Here is a 26,508-nt window from a genome sequence, read left to right on the forward strand (position 1 = left end):
AAACCCTAAAAGACCCCAAGATCACAAGGATCTGCGATGACTGACCAACAGAACACCGAAGCTGCAGAAGCCCAAGCGCCACAGTTCTCGCTGCAGCGCATCTACGTGCGTGACCTGTCGTTCGAAGCGCCGAAAAGCCCGGCCATCTTCCGCCAGGAATGGACCCCAAGCGTTGCGCTGGACCTGAACACCCGCCAGAAAGCCCTGGAAGGCGACTTCCACGAAGTGGTGCTGACCCTGTCCGTGACCGTCAAGAACGGCGAAGAAGTGGCCTTCATCGCTGAAGTGCAACAGGCCGGCATCTTCCTGATCCAGGGCCTGGACGAAGCGTCCATGAGCCACACCCTGGGCGCGTTCTGCCCGAACATCCTGTTCCCGTATGCCCGCGAGACCCTGGACAGCCTGGTCACCCGTGGCTCGTTCCCGGCGCTGATGCTGGCTCCGGTGAACTTCGATGCCCTGTACGCTCAAGAGCTGCAGCGCATGCAACAGGAAGGTTCGTCGACGGTTCAATAAGTCGACACGGTAAAAAATGTGGGAGCGAGCTTGCTCGCGAATGCGGTACTTCAGTCGATATCTTCAGTGACTGACACACCGCTTTCGCGAGCAAGCCCGCTCCCACATTTGTTTTACGGTGTTATTTGAAGCCGAGTTGGCGCCAGCCCTCGTACACAGCAACCGCCACGGTATTGGACAGGTTCAGGCTGCGGCAGCCCTCGCGCATCGGCAAGCGCAGGCGATGACCGTCGGGCAGCGCGTCAAGCACCTCCGCCGGCAGGCCCCGGCTTTCCGGACCAAACAGGAAGGCGTCGCCTTCGGCGAAGCTGACATCATGGAACGGCTGCGAGCCCTTGGTGGTGAACGCGAACAACCGCGGGTGGCCCAGGCTTTCCAGGCAGCTGGCCAGGTCGGCGTGGCGCTGGAGCGTGGCGTACTCGTGGTAGTCCAGCCCGGCACGGCGCAGGCGCTTGTCGTCCATGTCAAAGCCCAAAGGCTCGATCAAATGCAGGTGGCAGCCACTATTGGCGCACAGCCTGATAACGTTGCCGGTATTCGGCGGAATTTCTGGTTGAAAAAGGATGACGTGAAACATGCACGGCTCCGAAGGTAAAGATGCGCTGCATTCTACCCCCGAAGAGGACCCAAGACCGAAGCTAATGCCACGGGTCATGGGCTCTTTGGCAATTGTTGGCTTGATGGTGGGCCTGATGATCGGCCGCCTGACCACGCCGGACCCGGTCGAGCTGCAACAGGTCGAGACCGCAGCGGACGGCGTAGTGGTGTGGTTCAACAGCGAACCCAAGCTGCACGGCGAGCATATCGACGGCACCGTGGCGCTGCTGTTCGACGCGCAAGGCAAGGCTGCCAGTGGGCAACTCAAGGTCAATGACAAGGATGTGAACTGGCGCGTGCGCAAGACCGATGGCGGCCTGTTACTGAACCTGGTGGCGGCTCGGCCGTTGCGCGGGGAATGGAAAGGAGAAAAGACTGAAGGCCGTTGGCGGCTGGAGATCCATCTCCAAGAGCAATAAAAGAGGGAGTTCCCGGCCTGCCTGTACCAGGGCTCCCAAAACGGGGTGAAGCTTTTAAAGCTTCGGTGTTAAAGAGGGAATCCCCGGCCTGCCTGTACCGAGGTTCCCCAAAGCGGTGTGGAGCGCGACGCGATTCGCATCAAGCACCCCGGGTGTAAAGAGGGGATTCTCGGCCTGCCTGTACCAAGGTCCCCGAAACTGGGTAGTACAAGGGTTATTGCAGGGCGCGTGCCAGAGTCGGCAAAGTGTGCCAAAAAATTTCTCCAGAAAGCGCAAAGCCCCGGAATACGGGGCTTTGGTGTTTTAGGCTTTTAGATTTTTATCAGTGAGGCCGAAGTCTCATAGGTTGGATCCATGCCCAATGCCGGTTCATGGTGCATTGAAGCGGTGCACCTTTAGCCCTCGTCGCCCTCGTCATCGTCACCACCGTCGACCTTCATCCCCAGCTCCTTGATCTTGCGAGTCAGCGTATTGCGGCCCCAGCCCAGCAACACGGCGGCATCGCGACGGCGACCGGCGGTGTGCTTCAGGGCGGTCTCGATCATGATTCGCTCGAACGCCGGCACGGCGCTGTCCAGCAGGTTCGACTGGCCGCGTGCCAGGGCCTGGTCGGCCCATTGGCGCAGGGCCTGCTCCCAGTTGGTCACCGGCGCCGAATCCTGTGGCAGGCTCAGCAGCTCCGGCGGCAGGTCGCTGATGTGCACTTCGCGGCCGGACGCCATCACTGTGATCCAGCGGCAGGTGTTCTCCAGCTGGCGCACGTTGCCGGGCCACGGCAGGTTCTTCAGGTATTCCTCGGTTTCGCTTTTCAGCAGCTTCGGCTCGACGGCCAGCTCCTGGGCAGCGCGGCTGAGGAAGTGACGGGCCAGGGTCGGGATGTCTTCGCGGCGGTCCGACATCCGTGGAATGTGAATGCGGATCACGTTGAGGCGATGGAACAAGTCCTCACGGAATTTTCCCGCGTGGACCAGGGTTTCCAGGTTCTGGTGGGTCGCGGCGATGATGCGCACGTCGACCTTGACCGGCGTGTGCCCACCCACCCGATAGAACTCACCGTCCGCCAGCACACGCAGCAGGCGCGTCTGGGTATCGGCTGGCATATCGCCGATTTCATCGAGGAACAGCGTGCCGCCGTCCGCTTGTTCAAAGCGGCCGCGGCGCAGGTTGGCCGCGCCGGTGAACGCGCCTTTTTCATGGCCGAACAGCTCGGACTCCATCAAATCCTTCGGGATAGCCGCCATGTTCAGCGCAATGAACGGCGAGGCCGCCCGTGGGCTGTGGCGGTGCAGCGCGTGGGCCACCAGTTCTTTACCGGTGCCCGATTCGCCGTTGATCAGCACGGTAATGTTGGAGTGGCTCAAGCGCCCGATGGCGCGAAACACTTCCTGCATCGCCGGCGCTTCGCCGATGATTTCCGGGGTGCGGGTCAGCGCTGGTGGTGCTTCCTGGCTTTGCTGTTCCTGGGCGTGCTGGTTGGCGCGCTTGACCAGCGCCACCGCCTCGTCCACGTCGAAAGGCTTGGGCAGGTATTCAAAGGCGCCGCCCTGATAGGACGCGACAGCGCTGTCCAGGTCCGAGTGCGCGGTCATGATGATCACCGGCAGGCGTGGATGCTGCTCGCGAATCCGCGCCAGCAGGTCCAGGCCGCTGGCGCCGGGCATGCGGATGTCGGAGATGATCACGTCGGGCTGCTGGCGTGCCAGGCGGCTCATCACCCCGTCGGCGCTGTCGAAGCTCTGGGTGGTCATGCCTTCCTGTTGCAAGGCTTTCTCGAGGACCCAGCGGATAGAACGGTCGTCATCGACGATCCAGACAGTTTCACTACGGCTCATGTCGATGGGGCTCCTTGTTCCAGTGGCAGAAAGATCGAGAAGGTGGTGTGGCCAGGATGGCTCTCACATTCGATCAGGCCCTGATGCTGGCTGATGATGTTCTGGGTAATGGCCAGGCCCAGCCCGGTACCGTCTGGGCGGCCGCTGACCATGGGAAAGAAAATGGTTTCCTGGAGTTCCGCAGGAATGCCCGGACCGTTGTCGATGATCTCGACCTTGGTCACCAGGCGATGGCGCACGTGGCCGATGGTGAACTGGCGCAGGGCGCGGGTGCGCAGGCTGATGCGGCCCAGGCGCAGCTCGTTCTGGCTGCTGATGGCCTGCATGGCGTTGCGCACGATATTGAGCACTGCCTGGATCATCTGTTCGCGGTCGATCAGTACATCCGGAATACTGGGGTCATAGTCGCGCACCAAGGTGATGCAGCCCTGGCTTTCGGCCTCGACCAGTTGGCAGACACGCTCCAGCACTTCGTGCACGTTGGTCATCGCCAGCGACGGCAGCTTGTTGGAGCCGAGCATGCGGTCCACCAGGTTACGCAGGCGGTCGGCCTCTTCGATGATGACGTTGGTGTAGTCCTTGAGGTTCTCGTCCGGCAGCTCGCGGGCCAGCAACTGCGCCGCGCCACGGATGCCGCCGAGTGGGTTCTTGATTTCATGGGCCAGGCCGCGCACCAGCATCTTGCTGGTCTCCTGCTTGGACAGCTGCGCTTCCTCCTTGGTGATGCGCAGCAGGCGGTCGCGGGGGTGCACTTCCAGCAACAGCAGGGTGGCGCCGTTGCTCAGGATCGGGGTCACGGCATAGTCGACGGTCAGCGTCTGGCCCGTAAGCGCCGTGAGCATCGCCTCGCGCTTGGTGAACGGGTGCGCCTGCTCCACCGCCTGGCGCAGCGAGCTCAAGGCTTCGGCCGACTCGGTGAACAATTCGCTGATGAACTGCCCATGGCTGCGCTGGCCGCTGATAGCCAGGAGCATCTCCGCCGCCGGGTTCATGTACTCAAGGCGCAGGTCGTCATTGAGCAGGATGGTCGCGGTGGTCAGGTTGTCGAGTAGCAAACGGTGCAGTGCATCGCTGATGGTCATCAGGACCTCTTTTGGAGCAAGGCGCGGGCTTGAGGCACACGCTGATACAAGGAAAATGCAAAAACCAAACCAAGGCTCCGAAAAGAAGCGTGCAAGCCCTGAAATGGGGGTTTTAGGCGCGAAACTGTGGCGTTCTGCCAGCTTGCTCGGGAAGTTTCGAACCAAAATGGGCTGGGTAGGTGGGAAGGGTGCAGCCTATCGCACCAATATAGTGCGGTTTTGTGAAGGTTGTTCAGGAAGTGGTGAACGGACCGTTTTCTATGTGAGGTGAAAACGATCCGCAGCGGTCAGTGTTGCTCTGACAGCGGCATGCCCGGTGTGCCCGCGTAAAACACCAGAAGCTCCACCGGGGTGTCTCCGGTGACGCCGCGATGCTCGGTGCCCACCATCTCGGCCAGGGTTTGGCCTTGCCTCAAGGTGCGTGTAGCCCCGCTGCTGCGGGCTTCAACGGTCAACTCACCCGAAACGATGTAGGCGGCGTTGGGCATGGGGTGGGTGTGCCAGGGCAGTTGCGTGCGCGCAGGGATCTTCAGGCGTATCAGCGTGAGCTGCGGCGGGCCAGCGGGGTAGGCCCTATAGGGCATGCCGTCCCACGACTCGCTGCTTTCAAGCAATACTTCTTTCTCGATTTGCGTAGCGTCCTTTGGTTGGACGCCGCAGCCAAGCAGCGTTAAACCCAGCATTGTTGCGATCAAGCACTTGCAGATATCCATGGTTCCATCCTGTTCGGTCAGTGAACAGTCAGGCTATGGCGATTGATCGCAGTGAGGATGCAGGACGGCGCCTCAAATCAAGTAGGTCGCGTACACAATTCTGCGGTGGCACGGATCATCGCCAGTTGACGCAACGGATCATTCAGCGGCTCATGCACGGCTTCGGCCAGCCACTGTGGGCACTGTGGGTCGGTGCGCTGCGGGGTGAAGTCCGCCAATTGCTGCAGCAGGCGTTTTTGCAGTTCGTCCAGCTGCGGGCGGATCTGTTTCACCAGGTCCGGCCGCGGATCGTCAGGCGCCTTGCCCTGGAACTGCCAGTCGGACAGATGGGTGTACTGCACCAGTTTGTTCGCCTCGATCTGCGCCGCGAAAAACTGCTCGACCGCGGCAGGCGCCAATGTGTAGCTCGGTGCTTGGGCGACGACGCTGGCGATCACTTCTTGTTCGCGCTTTTTGTCCTCTACAGGCTTGTGGCTGTCCCATTTGCTCAGGGCTACCTGGTCGGCGATCTCCAGGCGTTCGGCGATGCTGTTGAGCAGCGGGGCGAGCGTGGCGGGCGCCGCAGAGGCATTGGCGCTGATCAAGAACAGGGCAAAGGCGATTCGCAGGTTCAAGGTCGGTTTCCTTGTCGGGCAGTTGGGTGAGGTCTCAATAGTGAGGGTGTCAGGCTTTTATGTCAGGCAAAAAAAGACCTCCCGAAGGAGGTCTTTTTCATCACGCTACGTTAAATAGCGCTACCGGATCAGCAGCTGTAGTACAGCTCGTATTCCAGTGGGTGTACGAAGGTGCGAACCTTGATTTCTTCTTCGCTTTTCAGGCCGATGTAAGCGTCGATGAAGTCGTCGCTGAACACGCCGCCTTTGGTCAGGAACGCACGGCCCTTGTCCAGCTCTTCCAGGGCTTCTTTCAGGCTGCCGCACACTTGTGGGATCTCTTTGGCCTCTTCAGGCGGTAGGTCGTACAAGTTTTTGTCGGCGGCGTCGCCAGGGTGGATCTTGTTCTGGATACCGTCCAGGCCAGCCATTACCAGGGCAGCGAAGGCCAGGTACGGGTTGGCTGCTGGGTCCGGGAAGCGGGCTTCGATACGGCGAGCGCGAGGGCTGGACACGTAAGGAATACGGATCGAAGCGGAACGGTTGCGTGCCGAGTAGGCCAGCATTACCGGTGCTTCAAAACCTGGGACCAGACGCTTGTAGGAGTTGGTCGACGGGTTGGTGAAGCCGTTCAGGGCCTTACCGTGCTTGATGATACCGCCGATGAAGTACAAGGCAGTGTCGGACAGGCCGGCATAACCTTCGCCAGCGAAGGTGTTCTTGCCATCTTTGGCGATGGACAGGTGAACGTGCATACCCGAACCGTTATCGCCGTACAGTGGCTTAGGCATGAAGGTAGCGGTACGGCCGTAAGCGACTGCAGTGTTGTGTACGCAGTACTTCAGGGTCTGTACTTCGTCAGCCTTGGCAACCAGGGTGTTGAACTTCACACCGATTTCGTTCTGACCGGCAGTGGCCACTTCGTGGTGGTGCACTTCGATGACCAGGCCCATGTCTTCCATGGCGTTGCACATGGAGGTACGGATTTCGTGGTCGTGGTCGAACGGCGGAACTGGGAAGTAGCCACCTTTGATACCTGGACGGTGGCCATGGTTGCCGCCTTCCACGTCCTGGTCGGACATCCAGGAGCCTTGTTCGGAGTAGATCTTGAACATGGAGCCGGAGATGTCGGACTTGAACTTAACCTGGTCGAAGATGAAGAATTCTGGCTCTGGGCCTACGAATACGGTGTCACCGATACCGGTGGACTTCAGGTATTCCTCGGCACGCTTGGCGATCGCACGTGGGTCGCGGTCGTAGCCTTGCATGGTCGAAGGCTCGATCACGTCGCAGACCAGGATCAGGGTCGGCTCTTCGGTGAACGGGTCGAGTACGGCAGTGCTGTCGTCCGGCATCAGGATCATGTCGGAGGCTTCGATGCCTTTCCAGCCAGCGATGGAGGAACCGTCGAACATTTTGCCTTCTTCGAAGAAAGCTTCATCCAGCGCGTCGCGAGCCGGCATGGTCACGTGGTGCTGAGTGCCTTTGGTGTCCGTGAAGCGCAGATCAATCCATTTAACGTCATGATCTTTGATGAGTTGAACCGACTTCGACATAGTGTCCTCCGGGTGGCTTCGGGCTGGGGTAGTGGAGTTAGCCCTTAGAATGTGGGTGATGCCGGCGCGGATAGTCCGCCATGGCAACCTGCCTCACAAGAGAGCAAATTGCATGCCAGTGCGCCAACATGGGTTTTCTGCTCCAAAAACGCCCCTATAAAGGTGCATTGCGACAAAAGCCCAAAAATAGCGCACCGCAATGTAGCGCAAAGGCGCACAAATGCACCTCTTTAGTGCGTTGCGCTTGTGATGCATATTAACTGGTTAAACCTTGAGCGATTTCCGCTATAATCCGCGCCCCCCTTTTTCAGCAGGCCCGGCGCGCGCTGTTTCCATGAAATTAATCGTAAAAGTCTTCCCCGAGATCACCATCAAAAGCCGACCGGTACGGACGCGTTTCATCCGTCAATTGGCCAAGAACATCCGTGCCGTGCTCCGCGATCTGGACCCGGCTGTGGTGGTGAACGGCGTGTGGGACAACCTCGAGCTGGAAACCCGTGTCACCGAGCCCAAAGCCTTGAAGGACATGACCGAGCGCCTGAGCTGCATGCCGGGTATCGCGCATTTCCTGCAGGTGGATGAGTACCCGCTGGGCGACTTCGACGACATCACCGAGAAGTGCAAACAGCACTACGGCAGTGAGCTGGAAGGCAAGATCTTTTCGGTGCGCTGCAAGCGTGCCGGCAAGCACACTTTCAGCTCCATGGATGTCGAAAAATACGTCGGCAGCAAGCTGCGTCGCGAGTGCGGCGCCGCCGGAATTTCCCTGAAAGCGCCGCAAATTGAAGTGCGCATGGAAATTCGCGACCAACGGTTGTTTGTCATCCACAGCCAGCACAACAGCATCGGCGGCTACCCGCTGGGCGCCCTGGAACAGACCCTGGTCTTGATGTCCGGCGGTTTCGACTCCACGGTGGCGGCCTACCAGATCATGCGCCGCGGCCTGATGAGCCACTTCTGCTTCTTTAACCTGGGCGGGCGTGCACACGAATTGGGCGTGATGGAAGTCGCGCACTTTATCTGGAAGAAGTACGGCAGCTCCCAACGCGTGCTATTTGTGAGCGTACCGTTCGAGGAAGTGCTGGGCGAAATTCTCGGTAAAGTCGATAACGGTCATATGGGCGTGGTATTGAAGCGTATGATGTTGCGCGCCGCGTCGCAGATTGCCGACCGCTTGCAGATCGACGCGCTGGTGACCGGTGAGGCGATCTCCCAGGTGTCCAGCCAGACGCTGCCGAACCTGTCGATCATCGACTGCGTTACCGAGAAGCTGGTGTTGCGCCCGCTGATCGCCAGTCACAAGCAGGACATCATCGACCTGGCAGAAGAAATCGGCACCGCCGACTTCGCCAAGCACATGCCCGAGTACTGCGGGGTCATTTCGGTGAACCCCAAGACCCACGCCAAGCGTCACCGCGTGGAGCATGAAGAGAAAGAATTCGACATGGCGATTCTGGAGCGTGCGCTCGAGAACGCCAAGCTGGTCCCGATCGATCGTGTGATCGACGAACTGGGCCAGGATGTGAAGATCGAAGAAGTCAGCGAAGCCCTGGCCGGCCAGATCGTCATCGACATCCGTCACCCGGACGCCGCTGAAGATGAGCCGCTGGAAATCGCCGGCATCGACGTACAAACGCTGCCGTTCTATGCATTGAACGCGCGTTTCAAGGAACTGGATAACAGCCGTCAGTACCTGCTGTATTGCGACAAAGGCGTGATGAGTCGCCTGCATGCCCACCATTTGCTCAGTGAGGGGCATGCCAATGTGCGCGTTTATCGACCGAGCTAAGAGCCCGGGGCTGTTTGCCTGTGGCCTGCGTCACCGGCCCCCCGACTCTGCCGTCAAGCTGTAACGGCAAGGCCTGACTCTACTGTTAATCGCTGCCACGACCTGTCAGCACACCGAATCCTCTGATCGAGATACACAAGTGATCGAAAATCTACGTAACATCGCCATCATTGCTCACGTTGACCATGGTAAAACCACCCTGGTAGACAAACTCCTGCGTCAATCCGGCACCCTGGAGCGCAACGAGCTCAACGACGAGCGCGTGATGGACTCCAACGACCAGGAAAAAGAGCGCGGTATTACCATCCTGGCTAAAAACACCGCTATCAACTGGAACGGCTACCACATCAACATCGTGGACACCCCGGGCCACGCCGACTTCGGCGGCGAAGTAGAACGCGTAATGTCGATGGTTGACTCCGTTCTGCTGCTGGTTGACGCTCAAGACGGCCCTATGCCGCAAACCCGTTTCGTGACCAAGAAGGCTTTCGAAGCCGGCCTGCGTCCGATCGTGTGCATCAACAAGGTTGACCGTCCAGGCGCGCGTCCGGATTGGGTTCTGGACCAGATCTTCGACCTGTTCGACAACCTGGGTGCCACCGAAGAACAGCTGGACTTCAAAGTCGTCTACGCCTCGGCCCTGAACGGCATTGCCGGTCTGGAACACACCGACATGGCTGAAGACATGACCCCGCTGTACCAGTCGATCGTCGACAACGTACCAGCGCCGAAAGTTGACCGTGACGGCCCGTTCCAGATGCAAATCTCGGCACTGGACTACAACAGCTTCCTGGGTGTTATCGGTGTTGGCCGTATCGCTCGTGGTAGCGTCAAGCCGAACACCCCGGTTGTCGCCATCGGCGCCGACGGCAAGAAGCGTAACGGTCGTATCCTGAAGCTGATGGGTCACCACGGTCTGCACCGTATCGACGTTGAAGAAGCTTTCGCCGGCGACATCGTGTGCGTAAGCGGTATGGACTCGCTGTTCATCTCCGACACCCTGTGCCAGCCAGACAACGTCGAGGCGATGAAGCCTCTGACCGTTGACGAGCCAACCGTTTCCATGACCTTCCAGGTAAACGACTCGCCATTCTGCGGTAAAGAAGGCAAGTTCGTGACCTCCCGTAACATCAAGGAACGCCTGGACAAAGAGCTGCTGTACAACGTTGCTCTGCGCGTTGAAGAAGGCGACTCGGCTGACAAGTTCAAGGTTTCCGGCCGTGGTGAGCTGCACCTCTCGGTACTGATCGAAACCATGCGTCGCGAAGGCTTCGAAATGGGCGTTGGTCGTCCAGAAGTGATCATCCGTCAGGTTGACGGCGTGAAGCAGGAACCGTTCGAAAACGTCACCATCGACACCCCGGAAGAATCCCAGGGCAAGGTGATGGAAGAGATGGGTCTGCGTAAAGGCGACCTGACCAACATGGTGCCGGATGGCAAAGGCCGTGTACGTCTGGAATACAACATCCCTGCGCGTGGTCTGATCGGTTTCCGTAACCAGTTCCTGACCCTGACCAACGGTGCTGGCATCCTGACCTCGATCTTCGATCGCTACGACACCATGAAGTCCGGCGACATGTCCGGCCGTCAGAACGGTGTTCTGGTATCGGTAGAAACCGGCAAGGCGCTGACCTACTCCCTGGAAACCCTCCAGGCGCGTGGCAAGCTGTTCGTTGAACACGGTCAAGAGATCTACAACGGTCAGATCGTTGGTCTGAACAGCCGTGACAACGACATGGGCGTCAACCCAACCAAAGGCAAGAAGCTCGACAACATGCGTGCTTCGGGCAAAGACGAAACCATCGCTCTGGTTCCACCTGTTCGCTTCACCCTGGAACAGGCCCTGGAATTCATCCAGGACGACGAGCTGTGCGAAGTCACGCCTAAATCGATCCGCCTGCGTAAGAAGATCCTGGACGAAGGCGAGCGTACCCGCGCTGCCAAGAAAGCCAAGAACTGAGTTAACTCAGGCTGAATGAAAAACGCCCCCGGTCGAAAGGCCGGGGGCGTTTTTTTGTGCCTGCAGTTTGTGTAGTGGCTGTACTGGCCCCTTCGCGAGCAAGCCCGCTCCCACATTCGACCGAGTTCCAACTTTGGAATGCGTTCAAATGTGGGAGCGGGCTTGCTCGCGAAAGCGGTAGTCCAAGCAATACAAAATTGGGATCAGAACTTGTCGAGGGTCTTGAACTTGGTCTCGCGCACCACTTCCTTCGGCTTGTACGCGCAATACCCCGGCCGCGGCCCGATCTTTGGGTGGTTACGGCAAGTATCCGGGCGCTTGTCATAAATAGTGCAGAAGCGCGTCTTACGATCCAGGAACAGGCAATCGTTGTTGCTCATGCGCTGCAGGGTAAAAATCTCGGACTTGGAGTTGAAGCGCTCGACGATGCCTTCCTTCTGCAACCGCTTGGCGATGTTCTTCGCCGGGTCGCCCAGCTCGAATTCATCGACCAGGCCAATGCGGATCAGGTCCTTGACCTTCACTTCGACCGGCAGCGTGCAGCAGCTGGACACGCAACCACCGCACATGTGCGCGGAATATTTCTGCCACGTTTCGAGACGGTCGAGTTCCGCGGCGGCGATCAATTGAGGCTTCATCAGGGTTCCAAAAGGTGGGGCTGTATCCGGGCGCGCGATCATACCGGGATTGGTGATTTTTTGAACAATATTTTGTGGGTTTCGGCCAGAAGGTGCGCGTTTGCCAAAAGCAGGCACGGCCAATGCATCAAAACCCTGCAAAGGTAAATGCGTTAAAAAAGTGCCGAACCAGAGCGTCTACCGTCTGTCAGACCGTCTAGGCTTTAGCAACTCCTTCTATCTCGCCCGAGGTCGCAATTGATGTCTCAGGAACCACTTGCACGAGAAGCAGAGGTAGCCGCATTTCGCGATGCCGTCTTGACCAAACTCACCTACGCGGTGGGCAAGGACCCGGATCACGCCTTCGACCACGACTGGTTCGAAGCCATTGCCCTGGCCGCGCGCGACCAGATGGTCGATCACTGGATGGACCACACCCGGCGCATTTACCGCAAAGGCCAGAAGCGGGTTTACTACCTTTCCCTGGAATTTCTCATCGGCCGCTTGCTCTATGACAGCCTGAGCAACCTCGGCGTGCTGGAGATTGCGCGCGAAGCGCTATCGGAGTTGGGCGTCGATCTGGAGCGCATCCGCCTGCTGGAGCCCGATGCCGCGCTCGGTAACGGTGGCCTGGGCCGCCTGGCGGCGTGCTTCATGGAAAGCATGTCGACCCTGGGTGTGGCCGGCCACGGCTATGGCATCCGTTATGAACACGGCCTGTTCCGCCAGGCGATTGTCGATGGTTGGCAACAGGAGCAGACCGAACACTGGCTGGACTTCGGCAACCCCTGGGAATTCGAACGCCCTGAAGTGGTGTACCCGATCGGCTTTGGCGGCAGCGTCGAAACCCTGGATGACGGCACCGGCAAGATGGTTCAGCGATGGACCCCCAATGAAACCGTGCGCGCCATCGCTTATGACACGCCGGTGGTCGGCTGGCGCGGCGCAAGCGTCAACACCTTGCGCCTGTGGCGTGCCCGTGCGGTGGAAGACCTGCACCTGGAACGCTTCAACGCCGGTGATCACTTGGGCGCCGTCGCCGAAGTAGCGCGTGCCGAAAGCATCTCCCGAGTGCTTTACCCGGCCGATAGCACCGAAGCAGGGCAGGAGCTGCGCCTGCGCCAGGAATACTTCTTCGTCGCCGCCTCCCTGCAAGACCTGCTGCGCCGCCACAAGAACATGCACGGCTCGGTGCTGAGCCTGGGCGAACACGCTGCGATCCAGCTCAACGACACCCACCCGTCCATCGCCGTGGCCGAGTTGATGCGTCAGTTGGTGGACCTGCACGACATTCCATGGGAAGCCGCGTGGGATGTCACTGTCGAAACCCTTTCCTACACCAACCACACCTTGTTGCCTGAGGCATTGGAAACCTGGCCTGTAGGCTTGATGGAACGCATGCTGCCCCGGCACATGCAGATCATCTACCTGATCAACGCCCAACACATCGATTCGCTGCGCGCCAAAGGCATCCATGACTTTGACGTGCTGCGCGCCGTGTCCCTGATCGAAGAAGACAACGGCCGCCGCGTGCGCATGGGCAACCTGGCGTTCCTCGGTTCCCACAGCGTCAACGGTGTGTCCGGCTTGCACACCCAATTGATGCGCAGCACCGTGTTCTCCGAGCTGCACAAGCTGTACCCGGAGCGCATCAACAACAAAACCAACGGCATTACCTTCCGTCGCTGGTTGTACCAGGCCAACCCCAAGCTCACGTCCATGCTGGTGGAAGCGCTCGGCCCGGACATTCTCGACAAGCCCGAAGAGCGGCTGGTGGAGCTTGAGCCATTTGCCGAAAAACAGACGTTCCGCAAGGCCTTTGCCGAGCAGCGTTTGCACAGTAAGCGGGCGCTGGCGGACATCATTCATGAGCGCCTGGGCATTGCGGTCAACCCGGCGGCGATGTTCGACGTGCAGGTCAAGCGGATCCACGAATACAAGCGTCAACTGCTCAACCTGCTGCACACCGTGGCGTTGTACCAGGCGATCCGCGCCGAACCGGGCACCGACTGGGTGCCGAGGGTGAAGATCTTCTCCGGCAAGGCGGCGGCCAGTTATCACCAGGCCAAGTTGATCATCAAGTTGACCAACGACATCGCCCGAACGGTCAACAACGACCCGACCGTGCGCGGTTTGCTCAAGGTGGTGTTCCTGCCCAACTACAACGTCAGCCTGGCGGAAAGCATTATTCCGGCGGCGGACTTGTCGGAGCAGATTTCCACTGCCGGCTTCGAAGCGTCGGGCACCAGCAACATGAAATTCGGCCTCAACGGCGCGCTGACCATCGGCACCATGGACGGCGCCAACGTGGAAATGCATGAGCGTGTGGGTGCCGAGCACATGTTTATCTTCGGCCTCAGTGCGCAGCAGGTGGAAGCCCGCAAGCATGCGGGTGAATTCAATGCGGGTCCTGATATCGCGGCCTCTCATCGGTTGAACGACGTGCTGCAAGCGATCCGGGGCGGGGTGTTCTCGCCGGATGATCCGGGCCGCTACGTAGGGTTGATCGATGGACTGATCGACTACGACCGCTTTTTGGTGTGTGCCGACTTCGATTCGTACTGGGACGCCCAGGCGCGAGTCGAGGCGCATTGGCATGATTCCAAGGCGTGGTGGCGTTCGGCGGTGCTGAATACGGCGCGTATGGGCTGGTTCAGTTCGGATCGTACGATCAGGGAGTACGCCACGGAGATCTGGAAAGCCCTCGACTGAGTTTTCCAGATCTGTGCCCCAAGGCCCAACCTCTGTTGGGCCTTGTCGATATACTAGGCCTCGGTTTGCTTAGGGATATCGACCATGCAATGGATTTTCATGCTGATTGGCCTGGTGCTCGGCTGGACGCTCGACGAGTCGTTCAGTGATGCGGGCATCGGTGCGCTGCTGGGGTTGGGCATTGGCCAGGCGATTCGCCTGGCGCAGCTGTCGGCCAAGGCGGACCAGCAGGCACGTCAGTTGGAAACCACGCAGAAGTCGCTGATTGCGCTGGGCGAACGCCTGCGGCAGTTGGAAGTCCCTGCGCCTGCAAGCAGCATGAGGGTTGAACCCTCTGTTCCTGAATCGGCACCTGTCGCCAAGTCGCCCGAATTGGTGTGGGAGCTGCCTGCCGAATTGGCACCCGTTGCCCTGGTCCCTGAGCCAAGCCAGCCGCTGTTGGATGACGTGTGGACGCCAGCGCCGACGCCTAAAGCACCCGCAACCCCTCGCGGCCCGAACATGATCGAACGCGCCATCGACGGCGCGCGCAATTGGCTGCTCGGCGGCAACACCGTGCTGCGCGTCGGCGTGGTGCTGTTATTCCTCGGCCTTGCCTTCCTGCTGCGTTATGCCACTGAAGGCATGGTGGTGCCGATCGAGCTGCGGTACGCCGGTGTTGCCGCCGCTGCATTGGGCCTGCTGGGCCTGGGCTGGTGGCTGCGGCTGCGTAACGGCAGCTACGGCTTGATGCTGCAAGGTGCGGGCATTGCGGTGTTGTACCTCACAGTATTTGCGGCGATGCGTTTGCATCCGCTGATCGATCCCGGCGCGGCGATGGGCTTGCTGGTTGCCGTCACGGTATTTTCAGCGATCCTGGCGATCACCCAGGATGCGCTCGGCCTGGCCTGTGCGGCAGCGTTGGGCGGTTTTGCGGCGCCGATCCTGGTGTCGACCGGCGCCGGAAGCCATGTGGCGTTGTTCAGCTACTTTGCGTTGCTCAACGCCGGCATTCTCGTGATTGCCTGGTTCAAAGCCTGGCGCCTGCTGAACGTGATTGGTTTTGTAGGCACCTTCGGCATCGGTTTCGCCTGGGGCATGCGCTCTTACACCCCGGAGCTGTTGTGGAGCACCGAGCCGTTCCTGATCCTGTTTTTCGCGATGTACCTGGCTATCGGCCTGTTGTACGCCCGGCGCACATTGCTGGAGGCGGGCGAGGGCGACAGCCTGGGTGCGCAATGGCGCAAAGGCAACTATGTCGACGGCACCTTGTTGTTCGGCCCGCCGCTGGTGGGCTTCGGCTTGCAGTTCGCGCTGGTGCAACACCTTGAGTTCGCCGCTGCGTTCAGTGCGCTGGGCCTGGGCATCCTTTACATGGTCTTGGCGCGTGTACTCAGTGGCGGGCGCGCCGTGCTCCTGACGGAAACCTGTCTGGCCCTGGGCGTGATCTTCGCCAGCCTGGCCATTCCCTTGGGGCTCGATGCACGCTGGACGGCTGCGGCGTGGGCTGTCGAAGGCGCCGGGATCTTCTGGCTCGGTCTACGCCAGCATCGCCCCGTGGCGCGGGCGTTCGCCTTGCTGCTGCAACTGGGTTCGCTGTTCGCCTTCCTCAGCGAGCTGCGCGATGGCCAGGACACCTTGCTGCAGGGGCCTCCACTAGGGGCGTTGTTGCTGGGCGCGGCATTGTTGTTCAGCTTTTATCAACTACACAAAGCCGCGCCGGAGCAGACCCGGCGTTGGGAGCGTCTCGGCGCTCCAGGGCTCGCCGTACTTGGCCTGGGTTGCGCTTACCTGCTGGCGCCGCTGTTGTTTTCAACCCAAGGCAGCATCGTCGGTTGGGCGGTTGCTGGCCTTGCGACCCTGTGGGCGGGCCAGCGAATCTGCTCGCCCGTGGTGGTGCGCTGTGGCGTTGCTGTGCAAGTGCTTGCGGGCGCGCTGTTTGCCCTCGACCCGGTGAACAATGCCTGGACGCCGATGATCATTGCCTTGGCGGCAATGCTCGGCGCCTGGCGCTTACCCCGTGGCCGTTTGTCCGCAGGTCTGCTGGCCTGGGGCGTGGCGTGGTGGGCGCTGGCGGTGATCATTGAAGTGTGGCGCTTGGCACCTGCGGCGTTGCACGCGCCGCTGTTGCTGCTGGCGGCTGCGTTGAGCGGGGTGATCTGGACGGCAGTGGCGCTGCGTTTGCGCTGGGTGGCGTTGGGTATCGCCAGCACGTTGCTGATGCCTGCGGCGGGCTTGGTGTTGTGGGGCGCGTGGACCGAGTATTACCACCCTGCCGCGCAGTTCGGCTGGCTGGCCTGGCTGGCGGTGTTCGTGGTGCATTTCATCTCGCTGCGGCGTTTGACGGCATTGGTGCCTGGAAAAGTCTTGAGCGCGGCTCATGTGCTGGGCTGCTGGATGCTGATCGGCGTGCTGGCGCTGGAATTGCGCTATGGCCTGCTGGTGCTGTCGAGCGAATACAACGCCTGGCGCTGGCTGGGCTGGGCGATCCTGCCAAGCCTGTACCTGGTGCTGGCCGCCGCGCCGCGCAGTTGGCCGTGGCCCGTTTCGGCATATCCAAGGGAATACCGCGTGCTCGCCGCGTTGCCGCTGGCGGTGCTGATGCTCGGTTGGTTCTGGCTGGCGAATATCTTCAGTGACGGCACGGCCAAGCCGCTGCCCTATGTGCCGCTGCTCAACCCGCTGGACCTGGGCCTGTTGTTCGCGCTGCTGGGCATTTACCTGTGGTCGCGCAGTGTGGCGCCGGAGCGTGGGCCGCGTGTCGAGCTGATCGCCCAGGGCGTGGCCGGCATTTCGCTGTTCGCCTTTTTTACTGCGCTGGTGATGCGCACAGCCCACCATTGGGGCGGCGTGCCGTTTTATCTGGATGCGCTGCTGGAGTCCATGTTGGTGCAGGCTGGCCTGTCGATCGTCTGGACCCTGATCGCCCTCGGCCTGATGATCGGCGGCCACCTGCGCCATCGCCGCGAAGTGTGGCTGATCGGTGCGGCACTGATTGCGGTGGTGGTGGCCAAGCTGTTCTTTGTCGAGCTGAGCAATCGTGGCGGCTTGGCGCGGATCGTGTCGTTTATCGGCGTGGGCGGTTTGTTGCTGGTGGTGGGCTACTTTGCGCCGCTGCCGCCCAAACGCGTTGAAACTGAGGGAGCGTCTTCTTGATGGGCAAGCTGAGTCTGAGTGGGTTGACGGTGTGGATGCTGTGCTCGGCGGCGTTTGCTCAAGAACGTCCGGCCGATTTCGCCACCCAGGTGCCGCTGGCCGTGAGCGGCACGGGTCCCTGGTATCGCCTGGAGCTGCCATTGGCGGTTCAACTAAGTGCACGTCAGGCCGATCTCAGCGATGTGCGGGTATTCAACGCTGCCGGTGAACCCCAGGCCTATGCGTTGTCGCGTCAGTCCGCGCAACGCTCCGAGACTCGCAACGTCACCGACGTGAAGTGGTTCCCGCTGTACGCTGCCGATACCGAGCAAGCCTTGCCCGACGTGGTGATGAAGGCCACCACCACAGGCACCCTGGTGGAAATCACGCCATCCTCTGCGCCCAAACCCGGCAAGCAAGTGCTGCGCGGCTGGGTGTTGGACGCCAGTGCAATCAAGGCGCCTTTGCAGCAATTGAGCCTGGACTGGAGCCATGAGCAAGAAGGCTTCCAGCGTTTCAGCATTGAAGCCAGTGATGACTTGCAGCACTGGCAAGCCTGGGGCGATGGGCAAGTGGCGCGCTTGTCATTTGCCGACGAACGGGTCGAGCAGCATGACGTGAGCCTGCCGGGGCAATCGGCGCGTTACTTGCGCCTGGTCTGGCAAGGCCAGGCCGCGCCATTGCTGACCTCTGCCCAGTTGGTGAGTGCCACCCGCAGCCACTTGCCCCTGCCATTGGTATGGTCGCAACCGTTGGCGGGCACGCGGCTCAAGGCCGGGGAATACAGCTGGCAGTTGCCCACGGGGCTGAGTCTTGAGCGGCTGCGCATCGAGTTGAAACAACCCAACACCTTGGCGCCCGTGACGCTGGCGGGGCGCAGGGACAGCCTGCAGGCCTGGCAGCCCCTGAGCAATGGCTTGCTGTATCGCCTGACCCAGAATGGTCGGGATGTGGTGCAGGATGAATTGCAGCTGCCGGGCCAGACGGTTGCCGAACTCAAGTTGACCGTCGATGAGCGCGGTGGCGGCCTGGGGGGCGAGGCGCCGGCGCTGCGTTTTGCGGTGCGTGCTACGCAGTTGGTGTTCCTGGCGCGGGGCGAGCCGCCGTTCATCCTGGCGCTGGGCAATGCGTCGGCCAAGGCGGCGAACCTCCCGCTCTCGACCTTGATCCCCGACTACAGCGCCGAGCGTCTCAAGACGTTGGGGCAGGCAACGGTCACCGGGGAAATCGCCACTGCGCCGCCCGCGGTCGCGCCCGCTGCCGATACCGCAACAGACTGGAAAAAACTCGGCCTCTGGGCCGTGTTGCTGCTCGGCGTGGCGGCACTGGGCGCCATGGCCTACAGTTTGCTGCGCAAGCCGCCGGTGGCACGTTAAATAAAGTCCATGAACTCTATTGGGTTTAAATCCTCTGATAGGAGGAAATACGCCCCGACTCGCGTTAAACTGCGCGGGTTTTCAAGCCCCCCCTTTTCCGGAGCCTTACATGTCCCGCGTTACCTTGAGTCGCTATTTGATTGAGCAGACCCGCAGCAACAACACGCCTGCCGATCTGCGCTTCCTTATCGAAGTGGTGGCGCGTGCTTGCAAGGAAATCAGCCACGCCGTGTCCAAAGGCGCACTGGGTGGTGTCCTGGGCAGCATGGGCACCGAAAACGTGCAGGGCGAAGTGCAGAAGAAACTCGACGTGATCTCCAACGAGATCCTGCTTGAAGCCAACGAATGGGGCGGTCACCTGGCCGGCATGGCGTCCGAAGAAATGGACAATGCCTACCAGATCCCCGGCAAATACCCGAAAGGCGCCTACCTGCTGGTGTTTGACCCACTGGACGGCTCGTCCAACATCGACATCAACGCTCCGGTTGGTACGATCTTCTCGGTACTGCGTTGCCCGAACGAATACCTGAGCCAGAACGAGCCGCTGAACGAGAAAGCGTTCCTGCAGCCAGGTACCCAACAGGTTGCTGCCGGCTACGCCATCTACGGCCCACAGACCATGCTGGTGCTGACCTTGGGCGACGGCGTCAAGGGCTTCACCCTGGACCGCGAAATGGGCAGCTTCGTACTGACCCACGAAGACATCACCATTCCTGCTTCTACTCAGGAATTTGCGATCAACATGTCCAACCAGCGCCACTGGGAAGAACCTGTGACCCGCTACGTGGGCGAGTTGATGGCCGGTGAAGAAGGCCCGTTGAAGAAAAACTTCAACATGCGCTGGGTGGCTGCGATGGTTGCCGACGTGCACCGTATCCTGACCCGTGGTGGCCTGTTCATGTACCCACGCGACAGCCGCGAGCCGTCCAAGCCAGGCAAACTGCGCCTGATGTACGAAGCCAACCCGATGTCCTTCCTGGTTGAGCAAGCCGGCGGCGCGTCCACCGACGGCCACCAGCGCATTCTCGACATCCAGCCTGAAGGCCTGCACCAGCGTGTGGCGGTGTTCCTGGGTTCGAAGGAAGAAGTTGAGCGGGTGACGGCGTATCACAAGAAGTAACGTGATGCGATAAGTGGCTGGCGTTGTTGTGAGCCGGTTCACCCTTGAAGAAGCCCCGAAACGTTTCAGCGTTTTCGGGGCTTTTTTGTTTTCGCTCATCGGGAACCAGACACCTCTTTTCCCTTCTAAGCTTCTGGCAGATACCCACGCTGCTTCGTCCCTCCAGGAGTTTTTCCATGTCGTTACGCCGTCTCGCTTTGCTGGCTTTTTGCGTGCTGTTGGCCGCTTGCAGCAAGGTCAACCAAGAAAATTATCAAAAATTGTCGGCTGGCATGGCCAAGGCTGAAGTGGAGTCGTTGCTGGGCAAGCCAACCGATTGCTCCGGCGCGCTGGGCATGTCCAGTTGCACCTGGGGCGATAAAAACAGCTTTATCAGCGTTCAATATGCCGGTGACAAGGTTCTGATGTTTTCCGGGCAAGGCCTGAAGTAAACCGGGGCGAGAGCCTGCGGGAGAAGAAGAATGATCCGTTTTGTTTTGTTCCTTTGTGCCAGCCTGTTTTTGGCGGGCTGCGCCAGCCATTCTGGCGATGATCTGCAACCCAAGACAGCGAGCAACGTCAATCTCAAGCGTTACCAGGGCACCTGGTATGAGTTGGCTCGATTGCCGATGTACTTCCAGCGCAACTGCGCGCAGTCCGAAGCCCGCTACACCTTGTTGCCCGATGGCGACATGTCGGTGTTCAACCGCTGCCTGACGACCGAATGGAAGTGGGAAGAAGCCAAGGGCACCGCCACCCCGCAAGTGCCTGGCAAGACCGACAAGCTCTGGGTGGAATTCAACAATTGGTTTACCGCGCTGTTGCCGGGCGTTGCCAAGGGCGATTACTGGGTGCTGTACGTCAGTGATGACTACAAGACCGCGATTGTGGGCAGCCCGAGCCGGCGTTACATGTGGATATTGTCGCGCACGCCGACGGTCAGTGCGGACACCCGCGAAGACCTGCTGAGCAGGGCGCGGCAGCAGGGGTATGACACCACGCGGTTGATCTGGCGCACGTCGGACAAGCAGATGGCGAAGACCTCGCAATAACCCTGAATAAACGCGGACTAAAATGTGGGAGCGGGCTTGCTCGCGAAAGCGGTGGATCAGTCGGCAGATGTATTGGCTGACAAACCGCTTTCGCGAGCAAGCCCGCTCCCACAGTTTTAACCGAGTAGGTCCTTCAGGACTTGTGTGAATGCGCGATTGCTGTCTTCTTCGCCAGCGTGCCGCCCATCGCGCACCACCCACTTTCCGTTCACCAGCACATCCCGTACTTGCCGATCGCCGCCCGCGAACAACCAGCGATTGAGAATCCCATCCTCAGTCGCCGTCGCCAGGTAGGGATCATTGCCATCCAGCACAATCCAATCCGCACGCTTGCCCACTTCCAGTCGACCAATCGGCTGGCCCAATGCCTGGGCACCGCCGTCCAGCGCGGCGTCAAACAGCGTACGGCCGACCATCGGCTGATCACTGCGATACAACCGATTACGCCGCTGATCGCGCAGGCGCTGGCCATATTCCAACCAGCGCAGCTCTTCTACCACGCTCAATGACACATGGCTGTCGGAGCCGATACCCATGCGTCCGCCCTGGGCCAGAAAGTCCACCGCCGGGAAGATCCCATCACCCAGGTTGGCCTCGGTGGTCAGGCACAAGCCGGCAATCGCGCGGCTCTTGGCCATGCGTGCGACTTCATCCGCATCGGCATGAGTGGCGTGCACCAGGCACCAGCGTTCATCCACTTCAACATTGTCATACAGCCATTGCAGCGGGCGCTTGCCGCTCCAGGCCAGGCAGTCATCGACTTCCTTTTGCTGTTCGGCGATGTGGATATGCACCGGGCACGCCTTGTCGCTGGCGGCCAGCACATCATTGATTTGCTGCGGCGTGACTGCGCGCAGCGAGTGGAAGCACAGCCCCAACTGCTGCGCCGGTTGTGCGGCGAGGAGGGGTTTCAACCGCGCCTGCAGGTCCAGGTAGTTTTCAGTGCTGTTGATAAACCGCCGCTGGCCTTCATTCGGCGCCTGGCCGCCAAACCCGGAGTGGGTGTAAAGCACGGGCAGCAATGTCAGGCCAATCCCGCTGCTGGCCGCTGCCTGGCTGATCTGCCGTGACAGTTCCGTGCGATCGGCATACGGCTGGCCGCTGACGTCGTGATGCACATAGTGAAATTCGGCCACCGACGTGTAGCCGGCCTTGAGCATCTCGATATACAGCTGACGCGCGATCACCTGCAATTGGTCCGGGCTGATCTTGCCCACCATGCGGTACATCAGGTCGCGCCAGGTCCAGAAGCTGTCATTCGGATTGCCCGCCACTTCGGCCAAACCGGCCATGGCGCGCTGGAATGCATGGGAGTGCAGGTTGGGCATACCCGCTAAAACCGGGCCTCTCAGCCGTTCGGCACCCTCTGCACTGGCATTGGCCTCAACTTTTGTCAGCAGGCCCTCGGCGCTGACTTCAAGACGTACATCATTGGCCCATCCATTAGGCAGCAGCGCGCGTTCGGCAAAGAAAGCGGACATGATCAAGGCACTCCGGTCGTGTGTTTATTTGTATATACATATACAGACGTTTGCCTGCTCGGTAAACTCCGGCAATCTATGCATCTTTTCCCCCTGCAAGGATTCCCTGTGCCGACTCCGCCTGCCAAGTCTTCGCTGGCTGCCCACATGGACGAAAGTCCGGCGCCCTTGTATGCCCGCGTCAAACAAATGATCAGCCAGCAGATTCTCAACGGCAACTGGCCGCCCCATTACCGCGTGCCGTCGGAGAGCGAACTGGTTAGCCAGCTGGGTTTCAGCCGCATGACCATCAACCGCGCCCTGCGCGAGCTCACCGCTGAAGGTTTGCTGGTGCGCATGCAAGGTGTCGGCACCTTTGTCGCCGAGCCCAAGAGCCAGTCAGCCCTGTTCGAAGTGCACAACATTGCCGATGAGATCGCCTCACGCGGTCATCGGCATACCTGCCAGGTCATCCACCTGGGCGAAGAGGCTGCCGGTTCCGAGCGCGCCGTCGCCTTGGAGATGCGTGAAGGCGGGCGCGTTTTCCATTCATTGATCGTGCACTTCGAAAACGATATTCCCGTGCAAATCGAAGACCGTTTCGTCAATGCCCTGGTCGCGCCGGAGTACCTTCAACAGGATTTCACCCAGCAAACGCCGTATGCCTACCTGAACCAGGTGGCGCCACTGACCGAAGGCGAGCACGTGGTCGAAGCCATCCTTGCCGACGCCGCCGAGTGCAAGCTGCTGCAGATCGAACCCACCGAGCCGTGCCTGTTGATTCGCCGACGCACCTGGTCGGGTCGCCAACCGGTGACCGCCGCGCGTTTGATCCACCCCGGTTCCCGTCACAGCCTGGAAGGACGCTTCAGTAAATGAGTTCCGTAAAAGTCTGGCGCGCCGCCGATTACGTACGCATGCCCTGGAAAAACGGCGGCGGCAGCACCGAAGAAATCACCCGTGATGCCGGTACAGGGCTGGATGGCTTTGGTTGGCGCTTGTCGATTGCGGATATCGCTGAGTCCGGCGGCTTCTCCACCTTTGCCGGCTACCAGCGCGTGATCACCGTGATCCAGGGCGCTGGCATGGTCTTGACCGTAGACGGCGAAGAACAACGCGGGTTGCTGCCGCTGCAAGCTTTTGCGTTCAAGGGTGACAGCCAAGTGTCATGCCGTTTGATTACCGGGCCGATCCGCGACTTCAACCTGATCTATTCGCCCCAGCGTTACCACGCACGGCTGCAATGGATCGATGGCGAACAGCGCTTCTTCAGCACCGCGCAGACAGTGCTGGTGTTCAGTGTTGCGGATGAAGTGAAGGTGCTGGACCAGAAACTTGGCCATCACGACTGCCTGCAAGTGGACGGTAACACTGACCTGCTGGAGGTTACCGTGAGCGGTCGCTGTTGCGTTATCGAACTGAGCAACAGCTGAGCGCTTGTATGACCGGCGCTCAGCCAGTATGGAGAGATGGGTTTACTTAACGCACATCAGTTGAAAGCCCATCGAAGAATCGCCAGCGGGTTTGTTGTCTCCCACTTTCAGCGTTAAAACGTTGACGTAGTTGATCGCCGGGACGCTCCCCAACTTGGCGTGGCCGTAGAAGATGTGATCATTGGAGCTGACGTCCGTCACCGACACGGTGCAAAACCGTGGCGCGTCCTTGAACACTCCCGGCACAAACCTGACTTTGTAATCGGAGAAGTAATCAGGTTGGGCGGTGAGTTTCACGTCCTTGATCCACTTGGGTGACTGCGCAATAACTTTTCCTGTTTTATCAAGGGTCGCAGTAAAGGTGGCGGCAATGGCCTGGACTGAAGCCATGCTTGTCGCCATGAGTACGATAAAGATGCCTGCCCGTTTTAGAGTGGTCACGATAAGTCTTCCAGGGTGTTGGGTGTGTGAAAGCCGACTCTAAACCACTGAATATACGAAAAAATCCGTTTTTACTGGGCTACAGATAACTCAGAAAAATCGTCGTTGGGACGCGCCTTTTGCCTGGCAGGCCAGGCGCGCTATTTCACTGCTACGCATGCCCACCCTCGCTTCCCAACCGTGCGCACCATTTTGTTACCGAATGCCCCAATGCGGCGCAACGCTGCGTTGTGGTGACAAACCCCTCTCCCGGCAAGAAACGTCTGCAAGAAATTTCATCAAGCCTCAAAGCCTCAATTTCCAAGGCTTGCACACCCCTCCACGAAAAATCCCGACGACGCCTTTCTAAAGTTGGCCGCTTGATTGCATATGCTTGTATGTACAAGTAAAGATGTGTGCGTAAGACTCTCCTTCGCACCATCCATGTTCGCGCATCGTGCCGAGGAGTCCAGCAGTGACCGATTTTTCTAAAGCCAAGCCTACAAAATACCGCGACGTCGAAATCCGTGCCGCCCACGGTAACAAGCTCACCGCCAAAAGCTGGCTGACTGAAGCGCCGCTGCGCATGCTGATGAACAACCTCGACCCACAAGTGGCCGAGAACCCGAAAGAATTGGTGGTGTACGGCGGTATCGGCCGTGCGGCGCGCAACTGGGAGTGCTACGACCAGATCGTCGAGAGCCTCACCAACCTGAATGACGACGAAACCCTGCTGGTGCAATCCGGCAAGCCGGTCGGCGTATTCAAGACCCACAGCAATGCCCCGCGTGTACTGATCGCCAACTCCAACCTGGTGCCGCACTGGGCCAGTTGGGAACACTTCAACGAACTGGATGCCAAGGGCCTGGCCATGTACGGCCAGATGACCGCTGGCAGCTGGATCTACATCGGCAGCCAGGGCATCGTCCAAGGCACCTACGAAACCTTCGTCGAAGCCGGTCGCCAGCATTACAACAGCGACCTGACTGGCCGTTGGGTACTCACCGCCGGTCTCGGCGGCATGGGCGGCGCGCAACCTTTGGCCGCGACCCTCGCCGGCGCGTGCTCGCTGAACATTGAGTGCCAGCAGGTCAGCATCGACTTCCGCCTCAACAGCCGTTATGTCGACGAACAAGCCACCGACCTCGACGATGCTTTGGCGCGTATCGCCAAGTACACCAAAGAAGGCAAGGCCATCTCCATTGCCCTGCTAGGTAACGCGGCGGAAATCCTGCCGGAACTGGTCAAGCGCGGCGTGCGCCCGGACATGGTCACCGACCAGACCAGCGCCCACGACCCACTCAACGGCTACCTGCCAGCCGGCTGGACCTGGGACGAATACCGCGCCCGCGCCAAGACCGAGCCGGCTGCTGTGATCAAGGCCGCCAAGCAGTCGATGGCCGTGCACGTCAAAGCCATGCTGGAATTCCAGAAACAAGGCATCCCGACCTTCGACTACGGCAACAACATCCGCCAGATGGCCCAGGAAGAAGGCGTGGAAAACGCCTTCGACTTCCCAGGTTTCGTCCCGGCCTACATCCGCCCACTGTTCTGCCGTGGCATCGGCCCGTTCCGTTGGGCGGCGCTGTCCGGCGACCCACAAGACATCTACAAGACCGACGCCAAGGTCAAAGAACTGATCCCCGACGACGCTCACCTGCACAACTGGCTGGACATGGCGCGCGAGCGCATCAGCTTCCAGGGCCTGCCGGCGCGTATCTGCTGGGTGGGCCTGGGCCAGCGCGCCAAGCTCGGCCTGGCGTTCAACGAAATGGTACGCAGCGGCGAGCTGTCGGCACCGGTGGTGATCGGCCGTGATCACTTGGACTCCGGTTCGGTATCCAGCCCGAACCGCGAAACCGAAGCCATGCAGGACGGTTCCGACGCCGTGTCCGACTGGCCGCTGCTCAACGCCTTGCTCAACACCGCCAGCGGCGCGACCTGGGTTTCGCTGCACCACGGCGGCGGCGTGGGCATGGGCTTCTCTCAGCACTCCGGCATGGTCATCGTCTGCGACGGTACCGACGAAGCGGCCGAGCGTATTGCCCGCGTACTGCACAACGACCCGGCCACCGGGGTGATGCGTCACGCAGACGCCGGCTACCAGATCGCGATTGATTGCGCCAAGGAGCAGGGCTTGAACCTGCCGATGATCAAGTAAGCCAGCA

The 26,508-nt window shown here is 60.2% G+C and carries 22 protein-coding genes; 13 read left to right on the top strand and 9 right to left on the bottom strand.

Annotation, left to right across the window (positions count from 1 at the left end):
* Window positions 1-36 precede the first annotated feature (36 nt).
* Entirely contained in the window at window positions 37-516 is a 480-nt protein-coding gene (secB, locus tag HX812_RS00970; RefSeq protein WP_010213875.1) for a protein-export chaperone SecB, read from the top strand.
* Window positions 517-637: 121 nt separating this feature from the next.
* Here the strand turns inward: secB and HX812_RS00975 are convergent, their stop codons facing one another.
* A complete protein-coding gene (locus tag HX812_RS00975) occupies window positions 638-1,093 on the bottom strand; it encodes a tRNA (cytidine(34)-2'-O)-methyltransferase (protein WP_016979127.1) in 456 nt (151 codons plus the stop codon).
* On the opposite strand from HX812_RS00975, the gene HX812_RS00980 reads away from it, so the two are divergent.
* The gene (locus HX812_RS00980; RefSeq protein ID WP_038841677.1) at window positions 1,092-1,532 is read left to right on the top strand and encodes a hypothetical protein; all 441 of its coding nucleotides are present in this window, start codon (window positions 1,092-1,094) and stop codon (window positions 1,530-1,532) included. The genes HX812_RS00975 and HX812_RS00980 overlap by 2 nt on opposite strands.
* A gap of 395 nt (window positions 1,533-1,927) precedes the next feature.
* Here HX812_RS00980 and ntrC read toward each other — a convergent pair whose 3' ends face one another.
* From ntrC to glnA, 5 genes are all read right to left on the bottom strand, one after another.
* Entirely contained in the window at window positions 1,928-3,364 is a 1,437-nt protein-coding gene (ntrC, locus tag HX812_RS00985; protein WP_016979129.1) for a nitrogen regulation protein NR(I), read from the bottom strand.
* On the bottom strand, window positions 3,361-4,446 hold the full coding sequence (gene glnL, locus HX812_RS00990; protein ID WP_016979130.1) for a nitrogen regulation protein NR(II): 1,086 nt from the start codon (window positions 4,444-4,446) through the stop codon (window positions 3,361-3,363). Before glnL ends, ntrC begins: the two co-directional genes overlap by 4 nt.
* Window positions 4,447-4,733: 287 nt before the next feature.
* Complete coding sequence (locus tag HX812_RS00995) at window positions 4,734-5,159, bottom strand: cupin domain-containing protein (RefSeq protein WP_038841680.1); 426 nt, start codon at window positions 5,157-5,159, stop codon at window positions 4,734-4,736.
* Window positions 5,160-5,236: 77 nt separating this feature from the next.
* Complete coding sequence (locus HX812_RS01000; protein ID WP_050572355.1) at window positions 5,237-5,773, bottom strand: chorismate mutase; 537 nt, start codon at window positions 5,771-5,773, stop codon at window positions 5,237-5,239.
* 128 nt (window positions 5,774-5,901) lie between these two features.
* Complete coding sequence (glnA, locus tag HX812_RS01005; RefSeq protein ID WP_016979133.1) at window positions 5,902-7,308, bottom strand: type I glutamate--ammonia ligase; 1,407 nt, start codon at window positions 7,306-7,308, stop codon at window positions 5,902-5,904.
* Between the two features lie 334 nt (window positions 7,309-7,642).
* On the opposite strand from glnA, the gene thiI reads away from it, so the two are divergent.
* A complete protein-coding gene (thiI, locus tag HX812_RS01010) occupies window positions 7,643-9,097 on the top strand; it encodes a tRNA uracil 4-sulfurtransferase ThiI (RefSeq protein WP_033897709.1) in 1,455 nt (484 codons plus the stop codon).
* A 139-nt stretch (window positions 9,098-9,236) separates the two neighbouring features.
* A complete protein-coding gene (typA, locus tag HX812_RS01015) occupies window positions 9,237-11,057 on the top strand; it encodes a translational GTPase TypA (protein WP_032890153.1) in 1,821 nt (606 codons plus the stop codon).
* A 203-nt stretch (window positions 11,058-11,260) separates the two neighbouring features.
* Here the strand turns inward: typA and HX812_RS01020 are convergent, their stop codons facing one another.
* The gene (locus HX812_RS01020) at window positions 11,261-11,695 is read right to left on the bottom strand and encodes a YkgJ family cysteine cluster protein (RefSeq protein WP_017734855.1); all 435 of its coding nucleotides are present in this window, start codon (window positions 11,693-11,695) and stop codon (window positions 11,261-11,263) included.
* Between the two features lie 240 nt (window positions 11,696-11,935).
* Here HX812_RS01020 and HX812_RS01025 point away from each other — a divergent pair, with 240 nt between their 5' ends.
* From HX812_RS01025 to HX812_RS01050, 6 genes are all read left to right on the top strand, one after another.
* The gene (locus HX812_RS01025; protein WP_033897710.1) at window positions 11,936-14,386 is read left to right on the top strand and encodes a glycogen/starch/alpha-glucan phosphorylase; all 2,451 of its coding nucleotides are present in this window, start codon (window positions 11,936-11,938) and stop codon (window positions 14,384-14,386) included.
* 84 nt (window positions 14,387-14,470) lie between these two features.
* Window positions 14,471-17,521: a DUF2339 domain-containing protein gene (locus HX812_RS01030; RefSeq protein WP_038841682.1), complete on the top strand. Its 3,051-nt coding sequence runs from the start codon at window positions 14,471-14,473 to the stop codon at window positions 17,519-17,521.
* Window positions 17,521-18,876, top strand: a complete 1,356-nt coding sequence (locus HX812_RS01035) for a DUF3999 domain-containing protein (protein ID WP_038841683.1) — start codon at window positions 17,521-17,523, stop codon at window positions 18,874-18,876. The genes HX812_RS01030 and HX812_RS01035 overlap by 1 nt, the downstream gene beginning before the upstream one ends.
* A gap of 109 nt (window positions 18,877-18,985) precedes the next feature.
* Complete coding sequence (locus tag HX812_RS01040; protein WP_033897713.1) at window positions 18,986-19,996, top strand: class 1 fructose-bisphosphatase; 1,011 nt, start codon at window positions 18,986-18,988, stop codon at window positions 19,994-19,996.
* A gap of 176 nt (window positions 19,997-20,172) precedes the next feature.
* Window positions 20,173-20,427 (top strand): lipoprotein, encoded by a 255-nt coding sequence (locus HX812_RS01045; RefSeq protein ID WP_033897714.1) that lies wholly within the window; start codon window positions 20,173-20,175, stop codon window positions 20,425-20,427.
* A 30-nt stretch (window positions 20,428-20,457) separates the two neighbouring features.
* On the top strand, window positions 20,458-21,027 hold the full coding sequence (locus HX812_RS01050) for a lipocalin family protein (RefSeq protein ID WP_038841684.1): 570 nt from the start codon (window positions 20,458-20,460) through the stop codon (window positions 21,025-21,027).
* A gap of 116 nt (window positions 21,028-21,143) precedes the next feature.
* Here HX812_RS01050 and HX812_RS01055 read toward each other — a convergent pair whose 3' ends face one another.
* Window positions 21,144-22,508: a formimidoylglutamate deiminase gene (locus HX812_RS01055; RefSeq protein WP_038844746.1), complete on the bottom strand. Its 1,365-nt coding sequence runs from the start codon at window positions 22,506-22,508 to the stop codon at window positions 21,144-21,146.
* 147 nt (window positions 22,509-22,655) lie between these two features.
* Here HX812_RS01055 and hutC point away from each other — a divergent pair, with 147 nt between their 5' ends.
* Complete coding sequence (gene hutC, locus HX812_RS01060; RefSeq protein ID WP_232920667.1) at window positions 22,656-23,366, top strand: histidine utilization repressor; 711 nt, start codon at window positions 22,656-22,658, stop codon at window positions 23,364-23,366.
* Window positions 23,363-23,920 (top strand): HutD family protein, encoded by a 558-nt coding sequence (locus HX812_RS01065; protein ID WP_038844749.1) that lies wholly within the window; start codon window positions 23,363-23,365, stop codon window positions 23,918-23,920. Before hutC ends, HX812_RS01065 begins: the two co-directional genes overlap by 4 nt.
* Before the next feature lie 42 nt (window positions 23,921-23,962).
* Here the strand turns inward: HX812_RS01065 and HX812_RS01070 are convergent, their stop codons facing one another.
* Entirely contained in the window at window positions 23,963-24,361 is a 399-nt protein-coding gene (locus tag HX812_RS01070) for a hypothetical protein (RefSeq protein ID WP_152514708.1), read from the bottom strand.
* Window positions 24,362-24,815: 454 nt separating this feature from the next.
* Between HX812_RS01070 and hutU the strand changes: the two genes are divergently transcribed.
* Window positions 24,816-26,501 (top strand): urocanate hydratase, encoded by a 1,686-nt coding sequence (hutU, locus tag HX812_RS01075; protein WP_016979142.1) that lies wholly within the window; start codon window positions 24,816-24,818, stop codon window positions 26,499-26,501.
* The last annotated feature ends 7 nt before the right edge of the window (window positions 26,502-26,508 follow it).

The organism is Pseudomonas sp. IPO3749, assembly GCF_013386605.1.
Lineage (GTDB): Bacteria > Pseudomonadota > Gammaproteobacteria > Pseudomonadales > Pseudomonadaceae > Aquipseudomonas > Aquipseudomonas azotoformans_A.